This window comes from Jeotgalicoccus meleagridis (assembly GCF_903994045.1).
Lineage (GTDB): Bacteria > Bacillota > Bacilli > Staphylococcales > Salinicoccaceae > Jeotgalicoccus > Jeotgalicoccus meleagridis.
Genome location: NZ_CAJEWD010000009.1, coordinates 14,897 through 39,328, shown reverse-complemented (window position 1 = coordinate 39,328; position 24,432 = coordinate 14,897). Strand labels below are relative to the sequence as shown.

Annotated in this window: 23 protein-coding genes; 8 read left to right on the top strand and 15 right to left on the bottom strand. The window is 33.9% G+C overall.

Annotation, left to right across the window (positions count from 1 at the left end; all coding sequences use genetic code 11):
• The first annotated feature begins 109 nt into the window (after window positions 1–109).
• The gene (locus JEOSCH030_RS10500; RefSeq protein ID WP_208454290.1) at window positions 110–649 is read left to right on the top strand and encodes a hypothetical protein; all 540 of its coding nucleotides are present in this window, start codon (window positions 110–112) and stop codon (window positions 647–649) included.
• On the opposite strand, the gene JEOSCH030_RS10495 is transcribed toward JEOSCH030_RS10500, so the two are convergent.
• Window positions 646–1,848, bottom strand: coding sequence for an ABC transporter permease (locus tag JEOSCH030_RS10495; RefSeq protein ID WP_185126605.1), 1,203 nt, complete (start codon window positions 1,846–1,848; stop codon window positions 646–648). The genes JEOSCH030_RS10500 and JEOSCH030_RS10495 overlap by 4 nt on opposite strands.
• Window positions 1,841–2,578: an ABC transporter ATP-binding protein gene (locus JEOSCH030_RS10490; RefSeq protein WP_185126604.1), complete on the bottom strand. Its 738-nt coding sequence runs from the start codon at window positions 2,576–2,578 to the stop codon at window positions 1,841–1,843. The genes JEOSCH030_RS10495 and JEOSCH030_RS10490 overlap by 8 nt, the downstream gene beginning before the upstream one ends.
• 90 nt (window positions 2,579–2,668) lie before the next feature.
• Here JEOSCH030_RS10490 and JEOSCH030_RS10485 point away from each other — a divergent pair, with 90 nt between their 5' ends.
• The 3 genes from JEOSCH030_RS10485 (at window position 2,669) to JEOSCH030_RS10475 (ending at window position 4,718) form a co-directional block, all read left to right on the top strand.
• Window positions 2,669–3,100 (top strand): HIT family protein, encoded by a 432-nt coding sequence (locus JEOSCH030_RS10485; protein WP_185126603.1) that lies wholly within the window; start codon window positions 2,669–2,671, stop codon window positions 3,098–3,100.
• A 46-nt stretch (window positions 3,101–3,146) separates the two neighbouring features.
• On the top strand, window positions 3,147–3,521 hold the full coding sequence (locus JEOSCH030_RS10480; RefSeq protein ID WP_185126602.1) for a YtxH domain-containing protein: 375 nt from the start codon (window positions 3,147–3,149) through the stop codon (window positions 3,519–3,521).
• A gap of 102 nt (window positions 3,522–3,623) precedes the next feature.
• Entirely contained in the window at window positions 3,624–4,718 is a 1,095-nt protein-coding gene (locus JEOSCH030_RS10475; RefSeq protein ID WP_185126601.1) for a peptidylprolyl isomerase, read from the top strand.
• 56 nt (window positions 4,719–4,774) lie between these two features.
• Here the strand turns inward: JEOSCH030_RS10475 and yhaM are convergent, their stop codons facing one another.
• From yhaM to JEOSCH030_RS10430, 9 genes are all read right to left on the bottom strand, one after another.
• Complete coding sequence (gene yhaM / locus JEOSCH030_RS10470) at window positions 4,775–5,713, bottom strand: 3'-5' exoribonuclease YhaM (protein WP_185126600.1); 939 nt, start codon at window positions 5,711–5,713, stop codon at window positions 4,775–4,777.
• Between the two features lie 11 nt (window positions 5,714–5,724).
• On the bottom strand, window positions 5,725–8,652 hold the full coding sequence (locus JEOSCH030_RS10465) for an ATP-binding protein (protein WP_185126599.1): 2,928 nt from the start codon (window positions 8,650–8,652) through the stop codon (window positions 5,725–5,727).
• 7 nt (window positions 8,653–8,659) lie between these two features.
• Window positions 8,660–9,853, bottom strand: coding sequence for a metallophosphoesterase family protein (locus tag JEOSCH030_RS10460; RefSeq protein ID WP_235962284.1), 1,194 nt, complete (start codon window positions 9,851–9,853; stop codon window positions 8,660–8,662).
• Between the two features lie 79 nt (window positions 9,854–9,932).
• Window positions 9,933–10,283, bottom strand: coding sequence for a YlbF family regulator (locus JEOSCH030_RS10455; RefSeq protein WP_185126597.1), 351 nt, complete (start codon window positions 10,281–10,283; stop codon window positions 9,933–9,935).
• A 54-nt stretch (window positions 10,284–10,337) separates the two neighbouring features.
• Entirely contained in the window at window positions 10,338–11,468 is a 1,131-nt protein-coding gene (locus JEOSCH030_RS10450; protein ID WP_185126596.1) for a DUF445 domain-containing protein, read from the bottom strand.
• Between the two features lie 94 nt (window positions 11,469–11,562).
• Window positions 11,563–12,009 carry a helix-turn-helix transcriptional regulator gene (locus tag JEOSCH030_RS10445; RefSeq protein WP_185126595.1) on the bottom strand — a complete coding sequence of 149 codons (447 nt, stop codon included), beginning with the start codon at window positions 12,007–12,009 and terminating at the stop codon, window positions 11,563–11,565.
• 219 nt (window positions 12,010–12,228) lie between these two features.
• Window positions 12,229–13,551 carry a dicarboxylate/amino acid:cation symporter gene (locus JEOSCH030_RS10440; RefSeq protein WP_185126594.1) on the bottom strand — a complete coding sequence of 441 codons (1,323 nt, stop codon included), beginning with the start codon at window positions 13,549–13,551 and terminating at the stop codon, window positions 12,229–12,231.
• A gap of 162 nt (window positions 13,552–13,713) precedes the next feature.
• Window positions 13,714–14,346 (bottom strand): response regulator, encoded by a 633-nt coding sequence (locus JEOSCH030_RS10435; protein WP_185126593.1) that lies wholly within the window; start codon window positions 14,344–14,346, stop codon window positions 13,714–13,716.
• Between the two features lie 5 nt (window positions 14,347–14,351).
• Complete coding sequence (locus tag JEOSCH030_RS10430) at window positions 14,352–15,455, bottom strand: GAF domain-containing sensor histidine kinase (RefSeq protein WP_235962283.1); 1,104 nt, start codon at window positions 15,453–15,455, stop codon at window positions 14,352–14,354.
• A 109-nt stretch (window positions 15,456–15,564) separates the two neighbouring features.
• Here JEOSCH030_RS10430 and JEOSCH030_RS10425 point away from each other — a divergent pair, with 109 nt between their 5' ends.
• Genes JEOSCH030_RS10425 through JEOSCH030_RS10415 form a run of 3 tightly spaced genes read left to right on the top strand, consistent with a single transcriptional unit; the run spans window position 15,565 to window position 17,310 of the window.
• On the top strand, window positions 15,565–15,972 hold the full coding sequence (locus JEOSCH030_RS10425) for a disulfide oxidoreductase (protein WP_185126592.1): 408 nt from the start codon (window positions 15,565–15,567) through the stop codon (window positions 15,970–15,972).
• Between the two features lie 17 nt (window positions 15,973–15,989).
• Window positions 15,990–16,490 carry a thioredoxin family protein gene (locus JEOSCH030_RS10420; RefSeq protein ID WP_185126591.1) on the top strand — a complete coding sequence of 167 codons (501 nt, stop codon included), beginning with the start codon at window positions 15,990–15,992 and terminating at the stop codon, window positions 16,488–16,490.
• A gap of 1 nt (window position 16,491) precedes the next feature.
• Complete coding sequence (locus JEOSCH030_RS10415) at window positions 16,492–17,310, top strand: RluA family pseudouridine synthase (RefSeq protein ID WP_185126590.1); 819 nt, start codon at window positions 16,492–16,494, stop codon at window positions 17,308–17,310.
• A gap of 45 nt (window positions 17,311–17,355) precedes the next feature.
• On the opposite strand, the gene JEOSCH030_RS10410 is transcribed toward JEOSCH030_RS10415, so the two are convergent.
• The 4 genes from JEOSCH030_RS10410 to JEOSCH030_RS10395 all read right to left on the bottom strand — a co-directional run bounded on the left by JEOSCH030_RS10410 (window position 17,356) and on the right by JEOSCH030_RS10395 (window position 23,097).
• Window positions 17,356–19,479, bottom strand: a complete 2,124-nt coding sequence (locus JEOSCH030_RS10410; RefSeq protein ID WP_185126589.1) for an RNA degradosome polyphosphate kinase — start codon at window positions 19,477–19,479, stop codon at window positions 17,356–17,358.
• Between the two features lie 39 nt (window positions 19,480–19,518).
• Complete coding sequence (locus JEOSCH030_RS10405) at window positions 19,519–21,045, bottom strand: Ppx/GppA family phosphatase (RefSeq protein ID WP_185126588.1); 1,527 nt, start codon at window positions 21,043–21,045, stop codon at window positions 19,519–19,521.
• 9 nt (window positions 21,046–21,054) lie between these two features.
• On the bottom strand, window positions 21,055–22,443 hold the full coding sequence (gene fumC / locus JEOSCH030_RS10400) for a class II fumarate hydratase (RefSeq protein WP_185126587.1): 1,389 nt from the start codon (window positions 22,441–22,443) through the stop codon (window positions 21,055–21,057).
• A gap of 75 nt (window positions 22,444–22,518) precedes the next feature.
• Window positions 22,519–23,097, bottom strand: coding sequence for a hypothetical protein (locus JEOSCH030_RS10395; RefSeq protein ID WP_185126586.1), 579 nt, complete (start codon window positions 23,095–23,097; stop codon window positions 22,519–22,521).
• Between the two features lie 444 nt (window positions 23,098–23,541).
• Here JEOSCH030_RS10395 and JEOSCH030_RS10390 point away from each other — a divergent pair, with 444 nt between their 5' ends.
• Window positions 23,542–24,240 (top strand): ferredoxin reductase domain-containing protein, encoded by a 699-nt coding sequence (locus tag JEOSCH030_RS10390; protein WP_185126585.1) that lies wholly within the window; start codon window positions 23,542–23,544, stop codon window positions 24,238–24,240.
• The last annotated feature ends 192 nt before the right edge of the window (window positions 24,241–24,432 follow it).

The window sequence follows — 24,432 nt, the reverse complement described above, 5'->3', positions numbered from 1 at the left end:
TATCATCTAGGGTCAACTTGTCAAAAAATCGTTCTATTTGCCTCTGTGTTTATCGAGCCTAAAAGTAGTGTATATTATATGTAGAAGATAACTAGATGAGGTGAACAGAGTGTATTTACACATTACAACAGGAACCCTGAATTATTTAGAAGACTTACAGGAAAAATATCCACATACATCGTTAAATGCTAAAGGCACAGATGCTGTTTTATTTTATGAAGATAATCAAGTTGAATCTGTTTTTGCAACTAAAAAAACGTATGAAGTGCTCTATCAAGAAGGCGAACTTAACGGAGAAAGTCCGATTACCATCTTTTATATCCCATCTGCTGGTGATGGTTTCCAGGCACTTAGAATGCATTTGTCTGATCTTACGGATCAACTACAGGAAATGAACGGTATACTATCATATCGACTTGCAGTTAACGATAAGAGTGAAACTTATGTCCTCTTTATTAAATGGGCTGACTTATTGATCCACGATGACTTTAAGTATACAGATGCTTTTAAAAAGTATTTAACTCACGACGCCTTGAAGAGATTCCGCAATGAAGAATCATTATTCGGTGACTATCTATCAAGTAAAACTTATTATAGTGTGGATGATAATGAATTTACAGAAGAAGAAAAAGAAGAATTCAGTGATTAATCACTGAGTTCTTCTTCTTTTTTATATATTGATTTAGAGTATACCCTATTCAAGAGATAACCCCAGATTGGAAAGATAAGAGATAAATAGAATTGTGCTGGATGAATAATAATAAATATAAACAAGAAAATAAGGGTGATGATAAAGACAACCTTATGTGAGTATCTAATGTAGCTGTCTTGAATGTAAGACCTTTTCACTGGCCATACTTTTGGCCATAGAAGATAGGCTTGGGCAGTATAGATTTGAGACATTTGAAGTACGATAATATAAATCCCAAACAAGGAAAATATTAGAGATACATAAAGATTAGAAATCCAGAACATAATGATAAAGAACAGAATCATTATTCGTAAAACAATCATCGGTAAATCATGATCTCTGATGAAAGAACGGTAAAATAAATATTCATACATATGTTTTTTATCGAACTTCTCACCCTTATAGACAGGGAGTAAAAAGTCTAAAACTCTTCTTCTTTTAAAGCTCTTATCTATGCTTTTAACATTTGTAAACATACTAACAGTCTGATAATAAGACTGCTGTTGATCTTTCTCATAGCTTGTATAGTTCATCCAAGAAATATTTTCAAAAACATGTCTTCTCACAAAGATTTGAGAGAGAATCACTAAAATTACTGCCAAGATAAAGAAGGCAGGATGGATTAAAATTAAAAACAAGCTAGTAAAGTCTATGAATAAATAAGAAAGAGTCACTGCTAAACGATTAAGATTTGTATTGACTGCTAAAGTTTTTATAGAAAATGTATTAAAGTATAGGATAATTGCCATGATGAAAAACAAGGATAAAGTAAGCACATCATGTCCGATTGTTAACATGATGAGGATAGCTAATGATGTCACGACGGGTAAAGTAATACCAAGTGATAAGCTGTAGATTTTTGCGCCTTTAAAATAATTATCCATATGCTTTTCATAAGGTGGTAAGAATAACATATCCGCTTCTTTTAATAGAGTTCTATACTTAGGATTTAAGACGACTGCTAAAATAATAGCTGAGAGTACATCGATGTAAATACTCGGGTTCAGACTTTCTCTCAGGCTGAGTAAAGTATATAAAAGGACACCTGCTGCAATCATGAGAAAGACTAAAAAGTGACTGTTGAAAATAAATTTGCCATAATAGGACCTAATTTTTACATCTTCGGTCATCCGACTTTCAAACAATGACTTACTCATCTACATTACCACCAGTTAACTCAATATAAATTTCATCAAGTGTCGCGTTTAAAAGCCCAGTTTTCTCCCTTAAGTCATCTAAGCTACCATCTGCAATCTTTTCACCCTGATCGATAATAATATAGCGGTCACAGTAGCGTTCTGCTGTTGATAGGATGTGTGTACTCATTAAGATTGAGCGTTTTTTATCGCGCTCAGAAATCATTAGTTCAATCAAAGATTCAATCCCTAAAGGGTCTAATCCAAGAAATGGTTCATCAATAATATAAAGATCTGGTTCTACAATGAAAGCACAAATCAACATGACTTTCTGTTTCATACCTTTTGAAAAATGGCTTGGAAAAGTATCTTCCTTGTCCTCTAGTCTAAAACGCTTAAGAAGCGGCCCTTTTCTTTTCTCCACTTCTTCTGTCGTTAGACCATATGCCATGGCAGTCATCTCGATGTGTTCTTTTAAAGTCAGTTCTTCATATAAAATAGGCGATTCAGGAATATAACCTAGATGTCTTCTATATTCTTCTACGTCTTCTTTTAAAGTTTTTCCTCTTACTTCTATAGTGCCTGAATGAGGTCTTAAGAGACCGAGTATATGTTTTATTGTCGTACTCTTACCTGCTCCGTTGAGTCCAATAAGGCCAACAATTTCTCCTTCTTTTATGTTCAGTGAAATATCTTTTATGACCGGTTCTTTTGAATAACCGCCTGTTAAGTGTTTTAATTCTAGGACCATTATTTTACTTCCTTTAAAATAGTTGAAATTATTTGTATACTAATACGTAAGTAAAACTATATCACAAACAAGGCAATGGAGGATATTGAGATGACTAAGACAATTTTCGAAAAAATTATTGACCGTGAAATACCTGCAAATATTGTATATGAAGATGATGATATTATTGCGTTTTTAGATGCCTTTCCAGTGGCTAAAGGCCATACTTTAGTTGTTCCAAAGAAAGTCATTGAAAACATCTATGACTTAGATGAAGACACAGGTGCAAAGTTAATGTCTGTCGTGACACGTGTTGCTAATGCAGTCAAAGATACTTTTGAACCTGCTGGTTTAAATGTCGTCCAAAACAACGGCTCTTATGCATCACAATCCGTCTTCCACCTACACTTCCATATCATTCCGAGATATAAGGATCAACACGATGGCTTTGGTTACAAATGGGTTGATGTAGAAAAAGAAGATAATACACCTGAGATAAGAAGCGACTTAGAAAGTGCACTAAAAAATAGATTAGATGCATAATTTTCTATTATAAGGGTATTAAAGTTTAAGATGAGAGGTGTTTATCATGAAGCTTAAAAATATTGGAGTCGGCTTTTTAGTCGGTGTAACCGGTGGTGTACTTATTTCATTTTTAAATGCACCAAAATCAGGGAAGGAATTACAACTTTCCTTAAAATCTGGTTCAAGCGATTTAAAGTCGCAATTTAATCAACTTAAAATTGAGGGAGATGAAATCAAAAACTCCTTCCTCAAAACCAAAAGAGAATCTAGTGAGGTCTTTCAAAGCTTAGGAGATGAAGTGAAAACGATGATTTCAAACTTCCAAGCTGATATTAATCCAAACATTGAACGCTTACAAGGTAATATTGACAACGTAACGAACCGTGTGGAGACTGCAACAGATTTTCCAGCAAGTAAAAAAGATAAGAAGAAAGACTAAAGATTAATTTAAACAGTAAGGATGAGGACAGATTATATTTGTGCCTTGTCCTTTTTTTATGATATATTATGCCTTGTATATCAACCGGAGGGAGAAAAGTTAATGAATAAGAAATTAGCACCATTCATTTTAGGGATTGGCCTTGTCAGTTTAGCAGCTTGTAACAATGATTCAGGCAACTCAGATGAGGAAAAATCAGAAAGTACAGGCAGTGAAACTGTTGAGTATGGAGATGTACTTGCCAACAGTAAAGCTGGAGAGGTCACAACAGATGACGTTTTAAATCAAATCGGGACAAATCAAGTTGCTAACCAAACATTCCAACTTGTACTCGACAAAGTCCTTGAAGATAAATACAAAGATGATATCAATAAAGATGAATTAAATGAAACAGTCAACAAAGAGATTGAACAATATGGTGGAGAAGAAAATTTCCAAATGATGTTACAACAATCACAACCAGGAATGACTGTTGATGCTTATAAATCTCAAAGAGTATCCAATGCTTATAATGACTTATATTTTGCTGATTACTTCGAAATCACTGATGAAAAAGCATTCGACAGTGTTAGAAAAGGGTCGCATATTTTAGTTGCTTTCTCTGAAGATGGAGAAGATGAAGATGCTCTAACAAAAGAAGAAGCTAAGAAAAAAGCTGATGATCTAAAAGCACAATTAGATGATGGTGCTGACTTCGGTGAACTTGCTAAAGAAAACTCCGATGATACAGGTAGTGCACAGAAAAACGGTGAACTCGGCTTTGTATCAAAAGGAGAAATGGTTGAAGAATTTGAAACAAAACTCTTTGAACTTGAAGCTGGAGAAATTTCTGAACCTGTAGAATCTCAGTTTGGTTATCACATTATTCTACGTGAAGATGCTAGTCTAGAAGATGCTTCTGAAGAAGAAATTCAGTCAATTAAAACAAAATTAGTAAATCAAAAAATACAAGAAGAGCCACAAGAAGCACTTCAAGCGTATAAGGATTTAATGGAAGAATATGAAGTTTCCTTTGAAAATGAAGAAATTGATTCATATATAGAAGAGACTTTCTTAAATGCCGATGAGGCACTTGAAAATGCTAAAAAAGAAGACCCAGCAGCTGAAGAAGAAGACGCTGGTGCACCAAAAGAAGATGCTGAAGAAGATGCTAACAATAAAGACTCAGAAGAAGATTCTGAAGAAAATGCTGAATAAAAAAATTTCCCAGTAACCTTTAGGTACTGGGAAATTTTTATGGTTAAGTCAATATTTTATAAGCTTTCTGGTCTGTAGAAGTTTCTAGATTCTAAGGGGAAGATTCTATCTGTAAAGCTGCCCTTATCTGCCTTATTTATATGCTTATCCATCATCATGATTCTAGCATCGATATTATCAATAAAGTGTAAAATCTCTGCTTCTTTTATCATTGGCATTTTCGGTGAACCATATTCAAGTTTACCGTGATGACTGAGGATGAGGTGTTTAAGTAACATAACCTCTTCTCCTTCAATATTTAACTGATCCGCAATTCTAGTAATTTCTTCTACTGCAATAACAATATGACCAATTAAATTACCTTCGTTAGTGTAAGATGTTCCAATCGGCCCTGTAAGTTCTTTAACTTTACCGATGTCATGTAAGATAATACCTGAGAACAAGAGACTGCGATTTAAAGTTGGGTAGATATCACATAGTGAATCAGCTACCCTCAACATATAATACACATGATAAGCGAGTCCTGAGACAAAATCATGGTGATTACTCATAGCAGCAGGATAAACTGAAAACTCTTGTCTATATTTAGTCAATAATTGACGTGTAATTCTTTGTAAGCTACCATTTTCAATTTTTAAGCAGTAGTCTAAAATTTGATCGTATAGCTCATCTCCATCAATTGGTGCTTTTTCCACGAAATCTTTTGGAGCTAGACCATCTTCTGGTGTCGCCAATCTAAAATTGGCAATCTTCATCTGTTTTTTCCCTCGGTAATCAATGATGTCTCCCTTAACCTTGATAAGCGTTTCAGGTAGCAAGACTTCTATTTCTTCAGGTGTCACATTCCAATGCTTAGCTTCTACTTCACCTGTTCTATCTTGGAGAATAATTGTCATGTAGGGTTTACCTTGGCTTGTTACTCCTTGTTGTGCTCTTTTTATCAAATAAAAAGTATCTACAGAATCCCCTGCTTTAAGCGATGAAATATTATTCATTACTCATCCTCCTATTTAGTCTTTTCTTTTAACTTAATCGTCTGAGATGAAGGAATACTTGTATTAAGATTACATGTAAAATACAAGACTTGATCATTAGTCTTCGTTCTAAAGTAATCGAGTATTGTTCTTGTTCTTTCACTGTCGAAGTGAACAAATGCATCATCGATAATAATTGGTAGTTGATAATAACCTTTTAGTGCTCTAATCAAGCTCAGTCTTAAACTAATGTATAACATCTCTTTTGTCGACTGTGACAACTCAAGTGGATGGAATACTTGTCCATTTTTATGTTTAACAAAGATGCCTTCTTCATTATAAATGACATTGATATATCTACCTTTTGTAACAAATTCAAAGGTCTCTCTAGCCTCTTCAATAACAATTGGCAGACGTTCGTCCTTAATCGCTTTAATATGAGTTTCTATTAAAATTTTAATATAAGTTAAACTCATGTATTCCTTAGACAGGCTCTGAACAACTGATTTTTGCATGCCGTATAAGTGATTTAACTCACTGAGTTTACCATCACCTTCTAAGACCTTAATATCATTATTCAATTCAACTAAAGTTTGTTGTTCTTTTTGCACCTCTTGATTAACTACTTCGATTTGCTGATTAATCTGATCTTCATCTTCTTTTAAATCAGCTAAGAGTCGTGAAGATAGTTCATTTCTTAAATCATAATCAAAATGTTCTTCATCAAGTTTTTCACTCAGAACTTTAAAGCGATTGACATCTGCTCTATATTCATCGAATTTTCTAGCATAGTAGTAATACTCTTCTTCATCATCTGCATCGACGTAGTCTAGTAATTCATTCAGTTCTTTTTGTGAAGTACTATTTTTCTCTTCTAATACTGCGATTTCATTTTCTAATAAATCAGCTTGTTCTCTTAAACGATAATACTTAGATTCATCAGAGCTTAATTTACTAGCTAACTGACCCGCTTCATGGAAAACTCTATTTTTAGAGTAAGAAATACCTAAGTTACTTACTTCTTCACTTACTCTTTGATCAAAAGCTTCAAGGTTACTCTTGATGCTAGCTAATTCATCAGCTTCTTTTTCAATTTGACGACGTTTTTTCTTAATATCTCTAATTGTAAATATAGCATCCACAATATACTTAGACTCGATATCAGGATTCACTTTTAGAGCCTTTTTCACATCTAACAATTGAGTATTTAAATGATCTTGATTTGCTTCATTGACGCTCAAAGTCTCATTTAAATCACCTAACTTCACTCTGAATGAGTTACGTTTAGCTTTCAGAGCTTTTAATTCTTGACGACCATCTTTAGCATCCTCAATATCAAAAGCAATATCGTAATCATTTTTTAGCTGTGAAATATCATTTTGTAAGGTCTCTACTTCTTCTTGATAGTCCGTTTTCAGACTATCGATTTCTCGGTTATTAGTAATGACTAAGATGAAGAGTGCTGCTGCACCAATAGCAAAACTAAGTCCCCCGTATAAGAAGTTGTTGTTAACGATAAATGTCACACCGATAATAATTGCGACTATACTGATGGTAATAATTAGCGCTGCTTGCCAATTTTTAACCCTATCGCGTTCTTTCTTTTCACGTTCATAATCTTTTTCTATCAATTGATACATGCGTTTTTTCTCTACAAGTTCAAATTCCTTGTCTAAGAGTTCACGCTTTTTAACCATACGTGTATCATCTATTTGATTTTCTTCTGATGTTTTTATATCTAAATCTAGCTGTTTAATGTCACTACTTAAGTGGTCAATTTCACGAATCAAATACTGTTCTTCTAGCATAATCTCGTCGTATTTTGATAGGAGAGATTGGACTGTTTCCCTAACGATATTAGAATCATCAACATCTAAGTGTTCTTCTGTCCAACCAATATCACTTTGAAGATTGTTAATGTCACTTTCTAAGTTAGAGATTGAGTTCGATAGACGGACCACTTCAAGGTTCTGTTGCTTAATCTCTGGTTCTTCTTTTTGTAACTCATCAAGATAGGCCATAACAGATTTATCTGGAAGTTCAATGTGTTGAATTTCATCGATTAGAGATTTAAGTTTTTCTTGTCTTAAACCGATATCTTTGGCAGATTGTTTAACATGATTTCTTAGAGATTCGTAACGTTCAATCCCTCTTTCAGGAAAGTTGACTGGCTCGATATTTAACTTACTTTCTAACTGTTTCCAGTCCTTGATGTCCTTATGGTACATCACTTCCTTCATCTTCTGCTTTCTAACCATATCAAGTTGATTTAAGGTATGTTTTTTAGCATTTAAATTCTCTAGAGTTTTAATCTGTTCGTTAACTAAACTTTTATAGCTGTCCTCATGCTTTTCAAGGTCTCTAATTTTGTCATTTAAACTGTTTAACTCTTCTAGTTCTTGATTGATGACCGGGTTAATACCATTTCTCTTATAGAGTGATTTTAACTCCTTATCAATGGTACTGAGCATTTCATCATATTCATGGGAGCCAAGTGCACCTGCTCTTAATAAGTACTCTTGTAATTTGTCTTCAGTCATATTTTTATGAATATCTTGAAGTCCTAAAACATCAAAAGAAAAGATGGAGCGATAAGTTCTTTTATCGATATAGTTAAGCTTTTTGTGTAACCATTCTTCTCCTCTAGTCGACCCATCTTTAAAGTAAATCTTGACGTCCCCTTGGACTTTACCCTTGATGCGCTCAATCTCTACAGGTCCTTCTTCATCTTCAAATTGGACAACTAATTTACCACCATAGAGATTATGCATGCGAGGCTCACGACGAGGTTCTTGCTCTTTCTTAGTTGGGAAACCAAATAATACAGAGTGAATAAAGGACATCATGGTTGACTTCCCTGCTTCGTTTTCACCGAAAATCTGTACAAAATCTTGAGCAGTGGTATATTCTTCTTTAATTAATTTACCGTAACCATATATATTAACTGAAAGTATTTTCATTTTTTCACTACTTCCTCATCAGCATTTTCAAGCGTTCTTCACCCATCTCAAGCATTTCTTGTTGAGAAATCTCTCCAATTGATGGTAAATAACGATTTATATTTGGGTCCATGTACATGGTGTTAACCGCTTCTCTAAAGAGATCATCATTATTTGAGTAACTCTTTTTAATATCATTTAATAAGGCAATTTGCTCCTTATTATTATAAGAAACCTTGATATTATCAATCCACACAAACTGTTTTACATTGACCTCATCCTCTTGCAGTAACTCAATTAATTCATTGAAGTCAGTTAAGGATATTTCGTCTTCACCGTCATAATCAATTGTTAGGTTGATAATATATTTACTGTCTTCACGAAGTTTTTCTTTAAATTCGACAATATGTTGATATAAGCTTTCTTTTCTTAAGGTCTCAGTTTGAAGTGTTAAGTTCTCAAAGATCACTTCTTGTGTTGCGATAAAATCTGTCGTCAAGGAAACATCATCTCCTTGGACTAAAAGAAAACCTTTTTCACCAGTTTCATTTTTATGACGCCCTTGCATATTCCCAGCGTAATGAATTTGTGGTAAATCTGATAATTGATTACGTACATGAATATGACCAAGTGCCCAGTAATGATAGAGTTTACTATTTAAAGCTTCAAGATTAAATTCTGTATAACGTTTGACACTCTCTTTACTTTTAGCATATGTACCGTGTAAAAGACCAATATGGATTCCTCTATTATCTGTATTAGTCGGATATTCATCTAATTTATTTTCATAAGACTCATCCATTAAATAAGAAAATCCATGTAGATAAATTCTTTCACCTTGACGGCTCATCATTTCATAAGTTTCAACGTTTTCTTTAAAAACCGCGACATTTTCTGGCCAGTGCGTTTTAAATCCAGATGATATCGGATCGTGGTTACCATGAATCATGTAAACAAAAATATTTTTTTCTCTTAAGCGATTAAAAGCTTGTTTCAAAAATATTTCTGATTTTAGTGAACGGTTTGATTGATCAAATATATCACCAGATAGAACAATAAAATCAACTGACTCTCTAATAGCAAAATCTATCATTCTAGTCACGCTATTATATGTACTTTCCATTAGAACTTCTAAGACGCTATTTGGCATTTTTGTCCGTGATTTAAATGGACTATCTAAATGCAAATCAGCTGCATGGATAAATTTTACCAATGGATTCATCCTTTCTAAGACAAAAATCTATTCCTAGCTATTATAACAAAAATGAGAGGCCATTATGGCCTCTCATCTATTAAATTTTTTACTGATTGTTAATCTCGTAAAGTTCTTCGATTGGTTTCATAATTACACGGTTTAAGTCTTGAATAAGCTGACTCATTTTTTGCTCAGCTTCCATTAAACCTTTAATGTTTTCATCGTTCTCAATTTCTTGTGCAGAACTTTGAGCTTTTTGGATATCTTCCTCTAAGAGCTCTTCACCTTGCATTTGTTTTTGTTGCAAGGTCATTTGAAGTTCTCTGAACTCATCAAAAAGTTTTTTTGAAGTTTCATCTTCATTCACTTTTTTATAAAGGTCTTGCATCTGAAGAAATTCATCTGATTGTCTTAAAGCACTTTCTAGTGCATTTGCCTGATCGTATACATTAGTCATACTAGTAAAAACTCCTTTTAAGTTTATATTGATACGATAACATAAAAAGCAATTTTAGAAAAATAATACAAATATTCCTTGGAAAACACCTACGATTCCACCTAATAGGTAGCCAAGTAACATAATCATCTTAAATTCTTTATTTGCAACATCCATAACTAAAGATTCTAATTTACTCAATTCAAAACTGTCGATTTGTTTTTTTATCACGTCAGCCAGTTGAAGTTTATTAATAATCTTAGTCATATTTTTTGAGGAATAATTCACTAAATTATCCTTCAATTTGTATTTACCTTTAGCTTTAAAATCTTCAAATAAGTCTCTGTTAAAATCTATAATTGGTGTATTTAAGATTGTTCTAATATCTATTTTTTCTTGCAGTACTTTAATTACGCTCACCAATATTTGTGAACGATCTTCTTCTGTTATGAGTTCATTAATGCTAGACGATTTAAGTTTTTCAAATTCATCAACAATGACTTTCTTTTCTATTGCGATCATTTTTTCTTGGCTAATGAGTTTTAACAACTCACTTTGAACTCTACTCGCTAAAGATTCTTTAGTCATAAAATACTTAATACTACTCGCAAGCTTTCCGCGATTCTCAGTAAATTCATCGACCATAGTGTAAATATCTCTATAGCCCTTTTCCGACGCTAAATAATCGCTTATCTTACCATTTATATCGTAGGCTAAATGATCAACCTTATATTCAATCGCTGTCATTGCGTCTTTTGGTAATACATCTTCTATGTCTCTACTATATAAATGCTTTGCTTCTTGTGTAACCTTGTCCTCAATCTCTTTATTAAAAGCATGGATTATTTTTTCAGTGAGTCCCTTAGACAATCTTTCTAAAAAGTATGAAGGTGATAATTTCTCTTCTTCAATTGTTTCAATTTGTCTATCGATAAAATGCATGATTAATCGATCTGTTTCAGGACTTTTTAGTTTTTCTTGAAACACTTCAGGTGTTAATAAATGCCCTGTGACAATCTCCCCAAGTTTGGTAGATGCTTCTTCACGTCTCATAGGAATCACACCTGGTGTTAAAGGCAGGCGTTTACCAAAAAGATATTTAGCATGATAGGGTTTAAAAAGCATTTTGATGGCAATGGTATTCGTCAAACCACCGATTAATGCACCTGTTATAGCCATAATAATTACTTGTAATACTGGATTCATAAATTCACCTCTATATGAAAATTAACTATATCTAAAATTACCAATAAATAAAAGTAAAAATACCCGTAGATATCAATCTACGGGCAAGGATTCATTATCTATTTTTTACTCTATCGAAATAAGTTCTCATTTCACGTTCAATATATGAAGCATGTAATGGTTGATTTCGATCATTTATCACGCGATATATTTGGTTCGTCTTATTGAACTCTAATTTATATCCTCTGGCACTTTCTAGAGTTTCCCAATACAAATCTTCTTTGTTGTAATTAGGGTAAATTGCTGATCCTCTTGATAAGACTTGAACGAGTTCCAGTGGGTCTCCCCCAAATGTATTTGTTAGAGCTTCACTATCTCTAAATAAGGCACAGAGTGAAACGCTAGTTGTCCAGTTAGGTACAATTCGCTCTTTTTCTATTTGTACTAGCGTTTTCTTGGACAATCCAATTGTATGACTCATAGCATCTTGAGTGTAGCCAGCCTCCGTTCTCACTATTTTGAACTTAGACTGTAGAATCTGTGTGAATTCTTCTTTATCCATTAAAAATCGTCCCCTCATCTCACTGCGACTACTTATGCTAATCGCCTATCGTATCATTCTGTCTGTTATTTATTTTAAATGATAACTATTACATTATAAAGAGCTTTGGGAAAGAATTCACTAATTATTCACTATTTAGAACTATTATAAAAATAGGCTGCTGAAATAGTCAGAATGACTTTTTCAACAGCCTTACTAGAGAATCAAACACTTTATAACTTATTTTTCTACAATTTCACCATCGGCGTATTTGTGTTTACCTTTAACAAATTTACCTTCTTTGACGTCTTGTTGATGGTCAATGACTAAAGCAACAGTTGCATCCCCTGTAATATTAACAACAGTACGCGTCATATCTAAGAGTCTGTCGATTCCTAGAATAATACCGATTGCAGCTGGATCAAGCCCAACAGCCGTTAATACCATAGCTAGCATGACCAGGCCGACACCTGGAACCCCTGCTGTACCGATACTTGCAATAGTCGCAATAATCACAACTGTAATCATCTGCATCACTGTTAAATCAACACCTGAAAGTTGAGCGATAAAGACTGTGGCAACCCCTTGCATAATTGCCGTACCATCCATATTTACCGTCGCTCCTAATGGCTGTACGAAAGATGAGATACTTTTTCTGATTTTAAGATTATTTTGAGCAGCTTCTAGTGAAACTGGCAATACTGCTGAAGATGAAGATGTACTAAATGCGACTGTCATTGCTGGAATAAAGTTTTTAATGAACCATACGAAACTGTGCTTAGCTAAGAACTGAACTGCAGAACCGTAAACGACTGCAAAGTGTATTAATAGCGCTAAGAGTACACAGATAAAGTACATTCCTAACTGTTGAATTGCACCAAACCCTGCATGTGTAAATGCAGTCGCAACGAGGCCAAAAGCACCTAAAGCAGCACAGTATTTCATGATTGCGAGCACAATCCACATAATGACCTCATTGGCTTGTTCAAAGAGCTTTATTAAACCACTGGCCTTTTCCTTAACTGCGATCATCCCGACACCAATGAAGATGGCAAAAGCAATAATTTGTAGCATATCTTGTTCTGCCATTGCCATAAAGATGTTATCAGGAATAATATTAATTATCGTTTGGTCAAAGGTTTGCTCCATGGCAATCTCAGTGTCGCCACCCTCTAACTCTGTTTCACGATATTCTGAAACATCGTCTGATTGTAATAAATCTGCTTTTCCTTCACCTGGTTCAAATAATAGTGCGATAGCCATAGCAATTGTTATCGCAATCGCTGTTGTCACCAAGTAAAATGCTAGGGTTTTAATTCCAATTGAACCGAGCATCTTAGGATCCCCTACACTGACTACCCCTAAAGTAATCGAGATAAATACGACTGGTACTACAACCATGAAGATTAGGTTTAAAAAGATTTGTCCAAGTACGTTAAAGATGTATTTATCAATCCATAAAACCCAAGCTTGATCCACCATGGTATTAAAAAATGAACCGACTGCAATACCGGCGATTAAAGCGATTACAATATAAATTGTTAACTTATTACCAATTTTCATATGTATCCTCCCTGTTTAAAGAATATTCCTTGAATATGTATTCAAGTATACTTTGTATCTCATAGATTTGTCTATAAAAATTGATTAAAGATTTCTTTACAATCGCCGAGACACCGCATGGTTAAGCGTTTACATAGTAAAAACTTTTTTTGAAAATATACATTAAAAATTGATAATATTAAATTTTATTGCATAGATAACAGCCTGGGTACGATCTGAAACTTCTAGCTTATTTAGAATATGACTGACATGTGTTTTTACTGTTTTTTCGCTGACAAAAAGTGCTTCGGAAATTTCTTTGTTCGAGTGACCTTTAACAATTTCTCTTAGCACTTCCATCTCTCTTCTAGATAAGACATTTCTTTCATGAGGGAGATTACCACCCTCATCAATAATTTTTAATATTTCAGGATGCACCACTCGTTTATTATCAATGACGTCTCGGATGGAATTTGTCAATTCTTCTATGTCCATTTCTTTAATGATATAACCATCAGCACCAGCACGAAAAACAGGACGAATATACTCTTCACTAGTGTAAGAAGATAAAACGAGGACCTTGATATCTTTATATTTTTCCTTTAACAAGGTCGTTAACTCAATACCATCCATTTCAGGCATGACTAAATCAATGAGTGCTAAATGAACTTCTTCTTTTGTACTTTCTAAAAAGTCTAAAGTATCTTGGCCATTGTCAAAATCATTAATCACCTTAATATCATCAGTCGTAGATAAAAGGAATTTCATCCCTTCTCTAACCACTTGATGGTCGTCTGTTAATATGATGTTGTACATTTTTATCATCCTTTCGGTATTACAACTCTAATAATAGTACCTTGATTAGCTGCTGATTGAATTTCGAATTTACCACCTATATTTCTCGTTCTTTCTCTCATGTTAGAGATTCCATGACTTAAACCTCTAGACGCTTTTAAATCAAAGCCTTGTCCAAGATCTTTTATCTGAATACTTATGACTTTATCTGTGAGTTCTAAGGCAACCTCAGCAGCATCTGTATTTGCGTGCTTTCTCACGTTATTTAAGCTTTCTTGTATAATGCGATAAATTTCTAATTCCACATCATCTGCTAAGTTATAAAACCCTGTTACAGTTACTTCGACTTCCAACTGAAGTATTTTAGCGTAGTTTTCTATAGCATCAATAATACCATTCTCTAAGCCAATTGGCTTTAACTGCCATATCAAGGCTTTCATTTCTTGCATAGCATATTTTGATGTATCTCCAATTCTCTTAAAAGCCCCTTCAATTTGTTCACTTTCCTTTAAAGACTGAGCTGCGTGTGAAGTTATTCCAATTGAAAATAACATCTGATTGACCGAATCGTGGAGTTCACGAGCAAGTCTTTGTCTTTCTTGCATGATCATACTTTCTTTTTCTTTTACAGTAAGATCCAAGCGCTTTAAAGACGAACCAAGTTGAAAGGCAACAGACTCTAATAAATCTAATTCATCCTGTTGAAATTCCTTAGTGTATGGTGTTGCAACATTTAATAAGCCAAAATTTTCACTTCCCGAAAACAAAGGCACTGTCGCATGATGGGTAATATGGTTATTGCTGTCTTTTTCAGAACGTGCAGCACGTTCTAATCTAGAACAAGCAACAATATTAGTAGCTTTGACTAATTCTTTTTTATTAAATTTATTAACACACCAACACTTATCATTACACAGATACTGATGATCATTTTCTTCTAAAGAAGGTGGCAGTTGATAATATGCACTTAGTTCATGCTCTCCTTGATTATTTATAAGAAAAACCCAGCCTGTTTCAAAATTTGAATGGTCTATCAATAAACGTAAGGCACCATCTATCATGGCTTGTCTATGCGTTTCTGCATTTAAAAACTCTGCAATATCTTTTAATAACTGTAATTTACTTTTCACACCATAACCTCCCTCTTAAAGATTGTACTAAATTTGTTACACTTAATTTACTTACTATCACTTATAATTAAATAGTCACTTACAAAATAATATTGAAAGGAGTACAAATATGAAAAATAATAAACTGTTTTTACAGCTTATATTTTTAGTATCCTTAATAGCGACACTAGGATCTCTATACTTTAGTGAAATTAGATTATACGAACCATGTGAAATGTGCTGGTATCAAAGAATACTGATGTATCCTATTGTTCTTTTATCGCTCATTGGTGTAATTAAAGACGATAGTAATGCAAGGCTATATGTTAGAATAATGAGTGGCATTGGCTTATTAGTATCTACTTATCATTATGGATTACAGAAAATACCTGCACTTGGTGAAAGCGCAAATGCTTGTATGGGCGTATCTTGTACAGTGCAATATATTAACTGGGGTGGATTTATTACCATTCCCCTACTTGCTTTAGTCGCCTTTGTTATTATTTTTATTCTATCATTTTTCATAAAAAAAGATTAAAAGAGGAGTTTAAGTAAATGGGAAATAAAATTTTTTACGGTATTATCGCTTTAATTGTTATCGTCTTCGTGGCAGTCTTTGTTTTTGTGAGTAACCAATCTTCAGATCCTGATTCATTAAGCGAAAGTGGCTATTATCCGTACACTGATAAAGAACCTGAGGACTTAAGTGGACCGACAATCGACGTGTTAGATAATGAAGATTATCAGTCGAACAAGACACCTGCTGAAGTTGAAGAAATCATCCAATCAGAAGAAGGAGAATTCGTATACTTCTGGAGCCCAACATGTGTACACTGCCAAGCAGCAACACCATTACTGACAGATGCTTTAGATAACATAGATGGTGAAGTCACACAGCTCAACGTTTTAGAGTATGATGAAGCTTGGCAAACATATAACATCGAAGCAACACCAACTTTAGTTTATTTCAAAGATGGCAAAGAAGTTGAACGCTTAGAAGGAAATCCTGGTTCAGCTGATGGTTTTGAAGAATTCATGACTGCTGTGGCTGAATAAGATGAAGTTTACTATAGATAAGAAGTTTAAAAACAAAAGCTTAGAAGAAGTGTTGAAGGCCCTCTATATTCCGAAAAAAGAACTCCATTGGCTAAGAATGTCGAAGGATATAAAAGTAAATGATCAAGAGTGTAAATTGAATGTCATTTTAAAAGAAAATGACGAAGTGTATCTTCCAGATTTTATACAAGAAAGTGCTTATAAAAAGAGTAATAAAAAAGCGAGTATTGTCTATGAAGATCACAATATTGTTGTTGCTGAAAAACCAGCAGGTCAAAAAGTTCATCCCAACGATGAAAACGAACATGACACCTTAGTTAACGATGTAATCAATACAGTAGATTCCAACTATGTAGAAGCTGTTCACCGTTTGGATGCTGATACAACAGGTATTGTGCTTTTAGCAAAGAATGCTTATATGAAAAAAATTCTAGATCACATGCTTGCAAATAACCAGATTAGAAGGATATATAAAGCACATGTGAAAAAAAATAGTGGCATTCGTAAACAAACGATCAAAGCGCCACTGGGTAGAAAACCTTATACTAATATATATCATGTGACTAGAGATGGAAAATCTGCTATCACACACATCCTATCTAGTCAGAAAAAAGAACATTACGATGTCCTGACTGTTGAATTGGAAACAGGAAGAACCCATCAAATTAGAGCACACCTTAACCATTTAAATGCTCCTATTATTGGAGATAAGCTCTACGGTGGCTCAACTGCTGTCAATATGCATCTATTCGGTTATCAGTTGTCATTCATTAATCCACTAGATGATAAGGAATTAACAGTAACAATGAAAGAAAAGTAAGGAAAGATAAAAAGGACTGGAAATATAAATTTCCAATCCTTTTTCTTATTTTTTAAATCTATTCTTAATTCTTTGTAAGATGTTGCTGTGTTCTTCTACAAATTCTGATTTTTTCTCTTCTCCATTTTCAATCGCACGCTTCATTAACTCATCTTGGACACTCAGTGGTGGTAGATCATTTTTTACATACTCATAAGTACCATCTGAAAGTTGTCTACGTGCCTTCGTGTTATCTTGAAGATAAAGTTCATTGATTTCCAATAACTCATCAATAATTCTTGGATCATTAATAGGAAATAGAATTTCAACACGTTTAATCATGTTCCTCGTCATCATATCAGCTGATGACAGATACATGTTTCTTTCTCCATTATTGTAGAAATAATAGATTCTTGAGTGTTCTAAAAATCTTCCAACTACACTAATGACAGTAATATTATCACTTACGCCTTCAATTCCTGGCTTTAAGCAACAAATTCCGCGGATAACTAAATCGACTTTAACGCCTTCTTGGGAAGCCTCGAGTAGTTTATCAATGATGCGTTTGTCTGTTAGTGAGTTCATTTTTGCAAAGATATAACCATTTCCATGCACTCTATGACATTCTATTTCTTGGTCAATGCGCTCTGCAAATAGATCTCTAATCTCAAATGGTGCAACGTGCAGTTGTTTATACTCAGGTTTTAATGAGTAACCACTTAAATAGTTAAAGAAGTTAACCGCATCATCACCGATTTCTGGGTCAGTCGTAATGATACCCATATCCGTATATAGTTTTGCAGTAGAATCATTATAGTTACCTGTTCCTAGGTGAACAAATTTTACAATTTTTTTATTTACGCGTTTAACAACCAAAGTAATTTTACTATGCGTCTTCAAGTAGTTCATACCATAAATAACATGACAGCCAGCATCTTCTAACTCTTTTGCCCAGTGCACATTATTTTCTTCATCAAAACGTGCTTTTAACTCAACGAGAACAGTCACTTGTTTACCGTTTTCTGCAGCTTGTTTCAATGATTCTATAATAGGTGAATCACTTGAGACTCTATAGAGTGTTTGTTTTATTGCAAGGACATCCTTATCATGAGCCGCTTCTTGAACAAATTCCACAATAGGTTGAAAAGATTCATATGGATGGTGGAAAAATATATCCTCTTTTAAAGTTGCCTGATAGACATTCTCATTACCTAAGAACTTAGCAGGTTGTGGAAAGAATGGCTTAAAGACAAGATTAGGAAATCTTTCTTTTAAATCCCCAACTAGTTCAAAGAGGAAAGTTAAATCTAAAGGTCCATCAAAACGATAAACATCTTCATGGTGTAAGGATAATTGTTCTTCTAAAAATGAACCATTGATAGTAGGATCTTTACTTCTATCTATTTCTAAACGCACTGCAGCACCTTTTGTACGCTCTTTTAAAAAGCGCTCAATTTCAATTAGTAAATCTGCTGCACCTTCTTCATGAATGGTTAAATCAGCATTTCTAGTAATTCTAAATGGGAATGTTCGGTCTATCTTATAACCGTTAAATAATTTATAAGCATAGGTCTCTATAATATCCTCAGCTAAAATATAGTATGTTTTATTATCTTCGTGAAGTTCAAAATAGCGTCTAATCACTGTTGGTAACTGCACAATTGCAGTTTGTCTACCGACTTCATTCGATAAATCGACAAAAATATTCAGCTTTTTATTCATCAATTTAGGAAATGGGCGATAAGCATCAATCCCTAAAGGTGTCAGTGATGGCAAAATTTGCTCATCAAATAAAGCCTCAAGCTCATCTTGTAAGTCTTTAGACAAGTCTTTAGGATGTTTAATAAAGATATTCAGTTTCTCTAGCTCTCCCATTAATTGGTGATAGGTTTCATATTGAACCTGGCAATTATAACGGTTCAATTCACCAATACCTTCAAGTTGTTCCTCAGGTGTAAGTCCCGTTTTTGTATCGGGCTCTGCATAATTCATTTTTACTTGGTCCTTTAAACCAGCTACCCTAACCATAAAAAATTCATCTAAGTTGGAACTTGTTATCGCTATAAATTTAAGTCTTTCGAGTAGAGGATTACGTAGATCACTCGCTTCTTCTAATACTCTATAGTTAAACCTTAACCAGCTTAATTCCCGGTTATTATAATATGATTTATCGTTTAATTTATAATCCATTTGTATCCTCCTAACCTCGATTATTATAGCGTATAAATGTTAACTTTCTGTAAATTCTATCCATAGTTTTTGTCCAATTATCTTTTCAAAATGTTTCTTTTGTCTGAGTGCATAGTATTCTTCAGCAATAGGATCCCCATTGTATTTAATAATCAGCTCATAACCTTCATCAGTTTGACTGAGACGTAAGCTATCAACAATACCGGTATTTGAAATATTTAAAGCATTAGCAAACTTAACCAGTGAACCTAGAGACTGAATTTCATCTAGTTCTTCATCGTCAAACCAGCCGGTTTCCTTTGCATAAAAATCAAGTAGGGTTTTATTTTTAAAACTGGCTATCAAAGCGAGTTTTACACGGTCCCGATGTGATATTCCATTGATGTTTGAGTTTGAGATTAGATAATAAGTATGCTGACTTGAAGCATCACGATCAATAAAATCCCCGAGATAATAAATTCCAGCTGCTTGTTTCATAATCATCTTGGTCTCTCGACTTAAATTGAGAATATCAAAACGCTCTAATTGATGATACAAACGATCGACAATTTCAGTTCTCTTATTTGCATCTGTTTCATCAATGTTAAAATCATTAGTCAACTGTTTAATAGAATCATCAAACACTCTGTACTTATTAAAAGCAGTTGGGTAATCCCGACTAATAATGCTCATTGCCAGTCCTTCACGTAAACCTTTTCTAGAAAACTTAAATTCTGTGGCCTCGACCACATCAAATAAAGTATTAAAAACAATACTCGCTGGCATAATCAAGTCTGCACGGTCTTTACTCAAGCCATCAACGCTATCTAAGTCATCAACATCGGTAGATTTTAATAACTTATAGACGGTTTGAAGGTTATCTCTTGTCATTGTGTAGCCGTGAACACCTGCAATCGGATAAGAAATCAGTGACTGGTGAATGCGCGCAATGTTACGCGCACTCCCCCCAATTGCTAAAATAGGTACATTTCGACCAGGTAACCAGTTCACTTTTTTAAATTGTTCTGCGACAAACTTCTTAACTTCCTTGATTGCTTTCTTATCATTATGTTCTCTATCATTGAAAAACATACTTTTTAGAGTCACGACACCAAAAGGTAAACTCTTTTTATAAATTAGGTTTTTATCTTCATAGAAAGTGAGTTCCGTACTTCCCCCACCGATATCAATAGTGACAGCATCATAATAAGAAATGGTATGAACAGCTGCTTCATAACCGAACGTTGCCTCTTGGTCACCTGAGATGATTTTTACATCTAAATCAAGTTCATCTTTTACACGCTGTATAATATCATTTCTGTTTTCAGACTGACGAATCGCTGCTGTTGCAACAGGATAAATTTCTTCAATATCATACTTATCTGAGATTTGTTTAAAGCTATGCAAAATTTTTAAAAGTGCGTCAATACCTTCTTCAGTCATGACACCTTGATTATCGATATATTGTGCAAGTCGTGCGGGTGTTTTAATGTTTCTCTCTTCTCTAAGTCCGTGTGCTTCTGTATATTCAAATATTACTAACCGGATAGTATTCGACCCGATATCAATCAAACTAATTTTTTTCATAGAAAACCCCTACTCTTTAGATTGAATCATGTCCTCTGGTTTAATCCACTCATCGAATTCAGCTTCAGTCAATAAACCTGAATCAAGTGCTGATTCTTTTAGTGTAATTCCTTTAGCATGTGCGCTTTTCGCGATTTTAGCTGCATTTTCATAACCAATATGAGGATTAAGTGCAGTCACTAACATCAAGGAATTATTTAAATACTTTTCAATATTTTCTTTAATTGGTTCAATACCAACTGCGCAGTTATCATTGAAACTACTCATGCCATCTGCTAAAAGATAAATTGATTGTAAAGTATTATATAAAATAACTGGTTTGAAAACATTTAATTCAAAGTTACCTTGTGATGAGCTAAAGCCAACTGTTGCATCATTACCCATCACCTGAGCGACAACCATAGTTAACATTTCTGATTGAGTTGGGTTTACTTTCCCTGGCATGATTGAAGATCCTGGTTCATTTGCAGGAATTTCAATTTCAGCTAAACCTGCACGTGGACCTGAAGCAAGCCATCTTATATCATTAGCAATCTTCATCAAATCACCAGCTAGGGCTTTTAAAGCACCGTGTACATAAACGACCTCATCATAAGATGATAGTGCATGGAATTTATTTGGTGAAGATATAAAATCAAGGCCAGTTTGTTTAGATAGTTGACTCGCAACCATACCTCCAAATTCTGGATGAGCATTAATTCCTGTACCGACTGCTGTTCCACCGATAGCAAGGTTTTCTAGCTGTTTACTAGATTCTTCAATAAACTCTTTAGATTTCTCTAACATATAAGACCAACCACTAATTTCTTGGCCTAATGTTAGTGGAGTCGCATCTTGTAAGTGTGTACGTCCAATTTTAATAATATCTTTAAACTTCTCAGACTTTTCACTTAGTGTGTCATGAAGTTTTATAAGTGATGGCATTAATTTATCATGTATCGCTTGTGACAAAGCAACATACATTGCAGTTGGATAAGTATCGTTTGAGCTTTGTGATTTGTTCACATCATCATTAGGATGAACAACTTCATCACTGCCCTGTTCTTTCAAATAGTCGTTTGCAACAAAGCTTATCACTTCGTTAACGTTCATATTACTTTGTGTACCACTACCTGTTTGCCATACAACAAGTGGAAAATGTTCATCAAGTTCTCTGTTGATCACACGGTCACATGCATGGACAATCGCGTCTTTCTTCACATCTGAAAGCTTTCCTAAACTATTGTTAGAAATTGCTGCTGCTTTTTTCAAATGTGCAAAAGCAACGATGACCTCAATCGGCATTTTTTCTTTACCTACAGGGAAGTTTTGGCGACTTCTCTCTGTTTGAGCGCCCCAATATTTTTCTGCAGGTACTTTAATTTCACCAATCGTATCGTGTTCAATTCTAAATGACATAAAAAAATCCCCCCGAAATATAGTATTCACTTACTAGTTTATACTATATTGCGAAAGGATTCATTAAGAATAATATTATGCAAACTTATAAGTGTAATAATCCACAATATCACTGTCTAAATCTGCTGCTGCATCAGTATCGATAATCACTGTCACCATACGATGATTTTTTATATCACTTAAGTTAGACCCACCATCTAACGGTGCTTCATATAAGGCTCTTACCACTTCACTACTGTTACTGCCTGTAGCATAGATAAACATCTCTTTTGCCTTAAATAAATCGTCATTATCGTTGTTAAAGCCAACTTTTTTATTGTTGTTTAAGTTTAGTACTGCAACGTTCACTTTCTTCTTACCTTTGTTGTCTAAGTCTTCAGCAGTACCACCAGTGTATATTTGAGAAGATGGTAAATCTAACTTCTTAAAGATATCCAAACCGTCCTTACCAACGGCATACACTTGCACTTCAGATAAATCTGCTGGATGATTTTTAACTTCACCAACGAATTTTTCATAAGCAGCACTGAGTTCCTCATGTGTATCTACTGCTAATATGCTTTCTGGATTGTTGTGTATCTGTTTTCTCATAAGATCTGCTAAATATAAATCTGCTACTTCTTTTGATTCAAATATTTTAAAATTCATAGCCATATTTTTATCCTCCAATAATCATAAATCACATAATAAGCTCATTTAAATTTATCTTACCCTAAATTCCATAAAATATAACCTAAAGACTAGAATAAACTTAATATTTTAGTAGTGAACTATAAATTTTTAAACTTAACCTTTTTATATTTAGCTGAATAGTTTATAATGAAGTTAATTAAAGTATAAGTACTGGGGGCAAATCAATAATGAAAGCATTTTTAATTCTAATGGTTTGTATTGCATTCCTAACGTCAATGCTTACTGCAGGTCGCGAGACTTCATGGGGCTACAAAGATGATGGAGAAACAAAAATTAGAGAATAGTCTTATTTAAGAATAATAGACCTAGTCTTTGGACTAGGTTTTTTTATGAGCTCATTTAATTGATAAACATTATCAATTAAATATATAATGACAGTAATACCATGATGAGGAGAATAGGAATATGCAAATATATTGGACTACATTAAAAGATGTTAAAAAAGAGAACTCACAAGTAAAAACATATATCTTTAATTGCCCTGAAGACTATACATGGGATGAAGGTGCACATATTCACCTCGCTTTTGAAGGATTTAACGCTGGTGAAAAACCTGACCGTAGTTTAGTTAGACATATGTCAATTTCTACTTATAACGAGAATGGCGATATCGGTATTACCACTCGTTTGAAAGAACAACCTTCTAAGTTTAAAAACATACTAGATCAGCTACCAATTGGTGGAAAAGCGGCTATTTTCAAAACTCATACAAATGTTCCTTTAAAACGTGAAGGGAAAAATATCATCATGCTGTCTGCTGGTGTAGGCTTAGCAACTTTACGACCACTAGCACTTAAATACATCGATGATTCTAGTGGCGTAAACAAAATTCATTCTTTAAACGTCGATTCATCAAAAGAATACTTATTTACTGATATCTTTAATAATGACAATAATAATAATATTACTGCCGAATTCACCAATAACCGTGCAGATTACTATGAAAAAGCAGAAGGATTAATGCAAGATAAAAATGCACTTTACTACGTTGTCGGTAGCGACGAGTTCTTGAAAGAAAATATTGATTTATTATTAAAAAATGACATTCCTAATGATCAAATCTCACTTGATAAACACCCAAGCCAAAGAGAAGCATTTATATAAGAAAAAAGCGGGCTGGGACAAAAGTCCAGTTCCTAAATCAAAAAGCGCACTTGCTTTTCTGGGGCGTCTGCGTGAGTCTGTAGTCTCACGCAGACGCTACTCCCCAAGAAGTCAAGTGCGCTTTTTTATATTAAATCCCTAATTTATCTACAAATAATAAGACTCTATAACATGAACCAAATCACACTACCA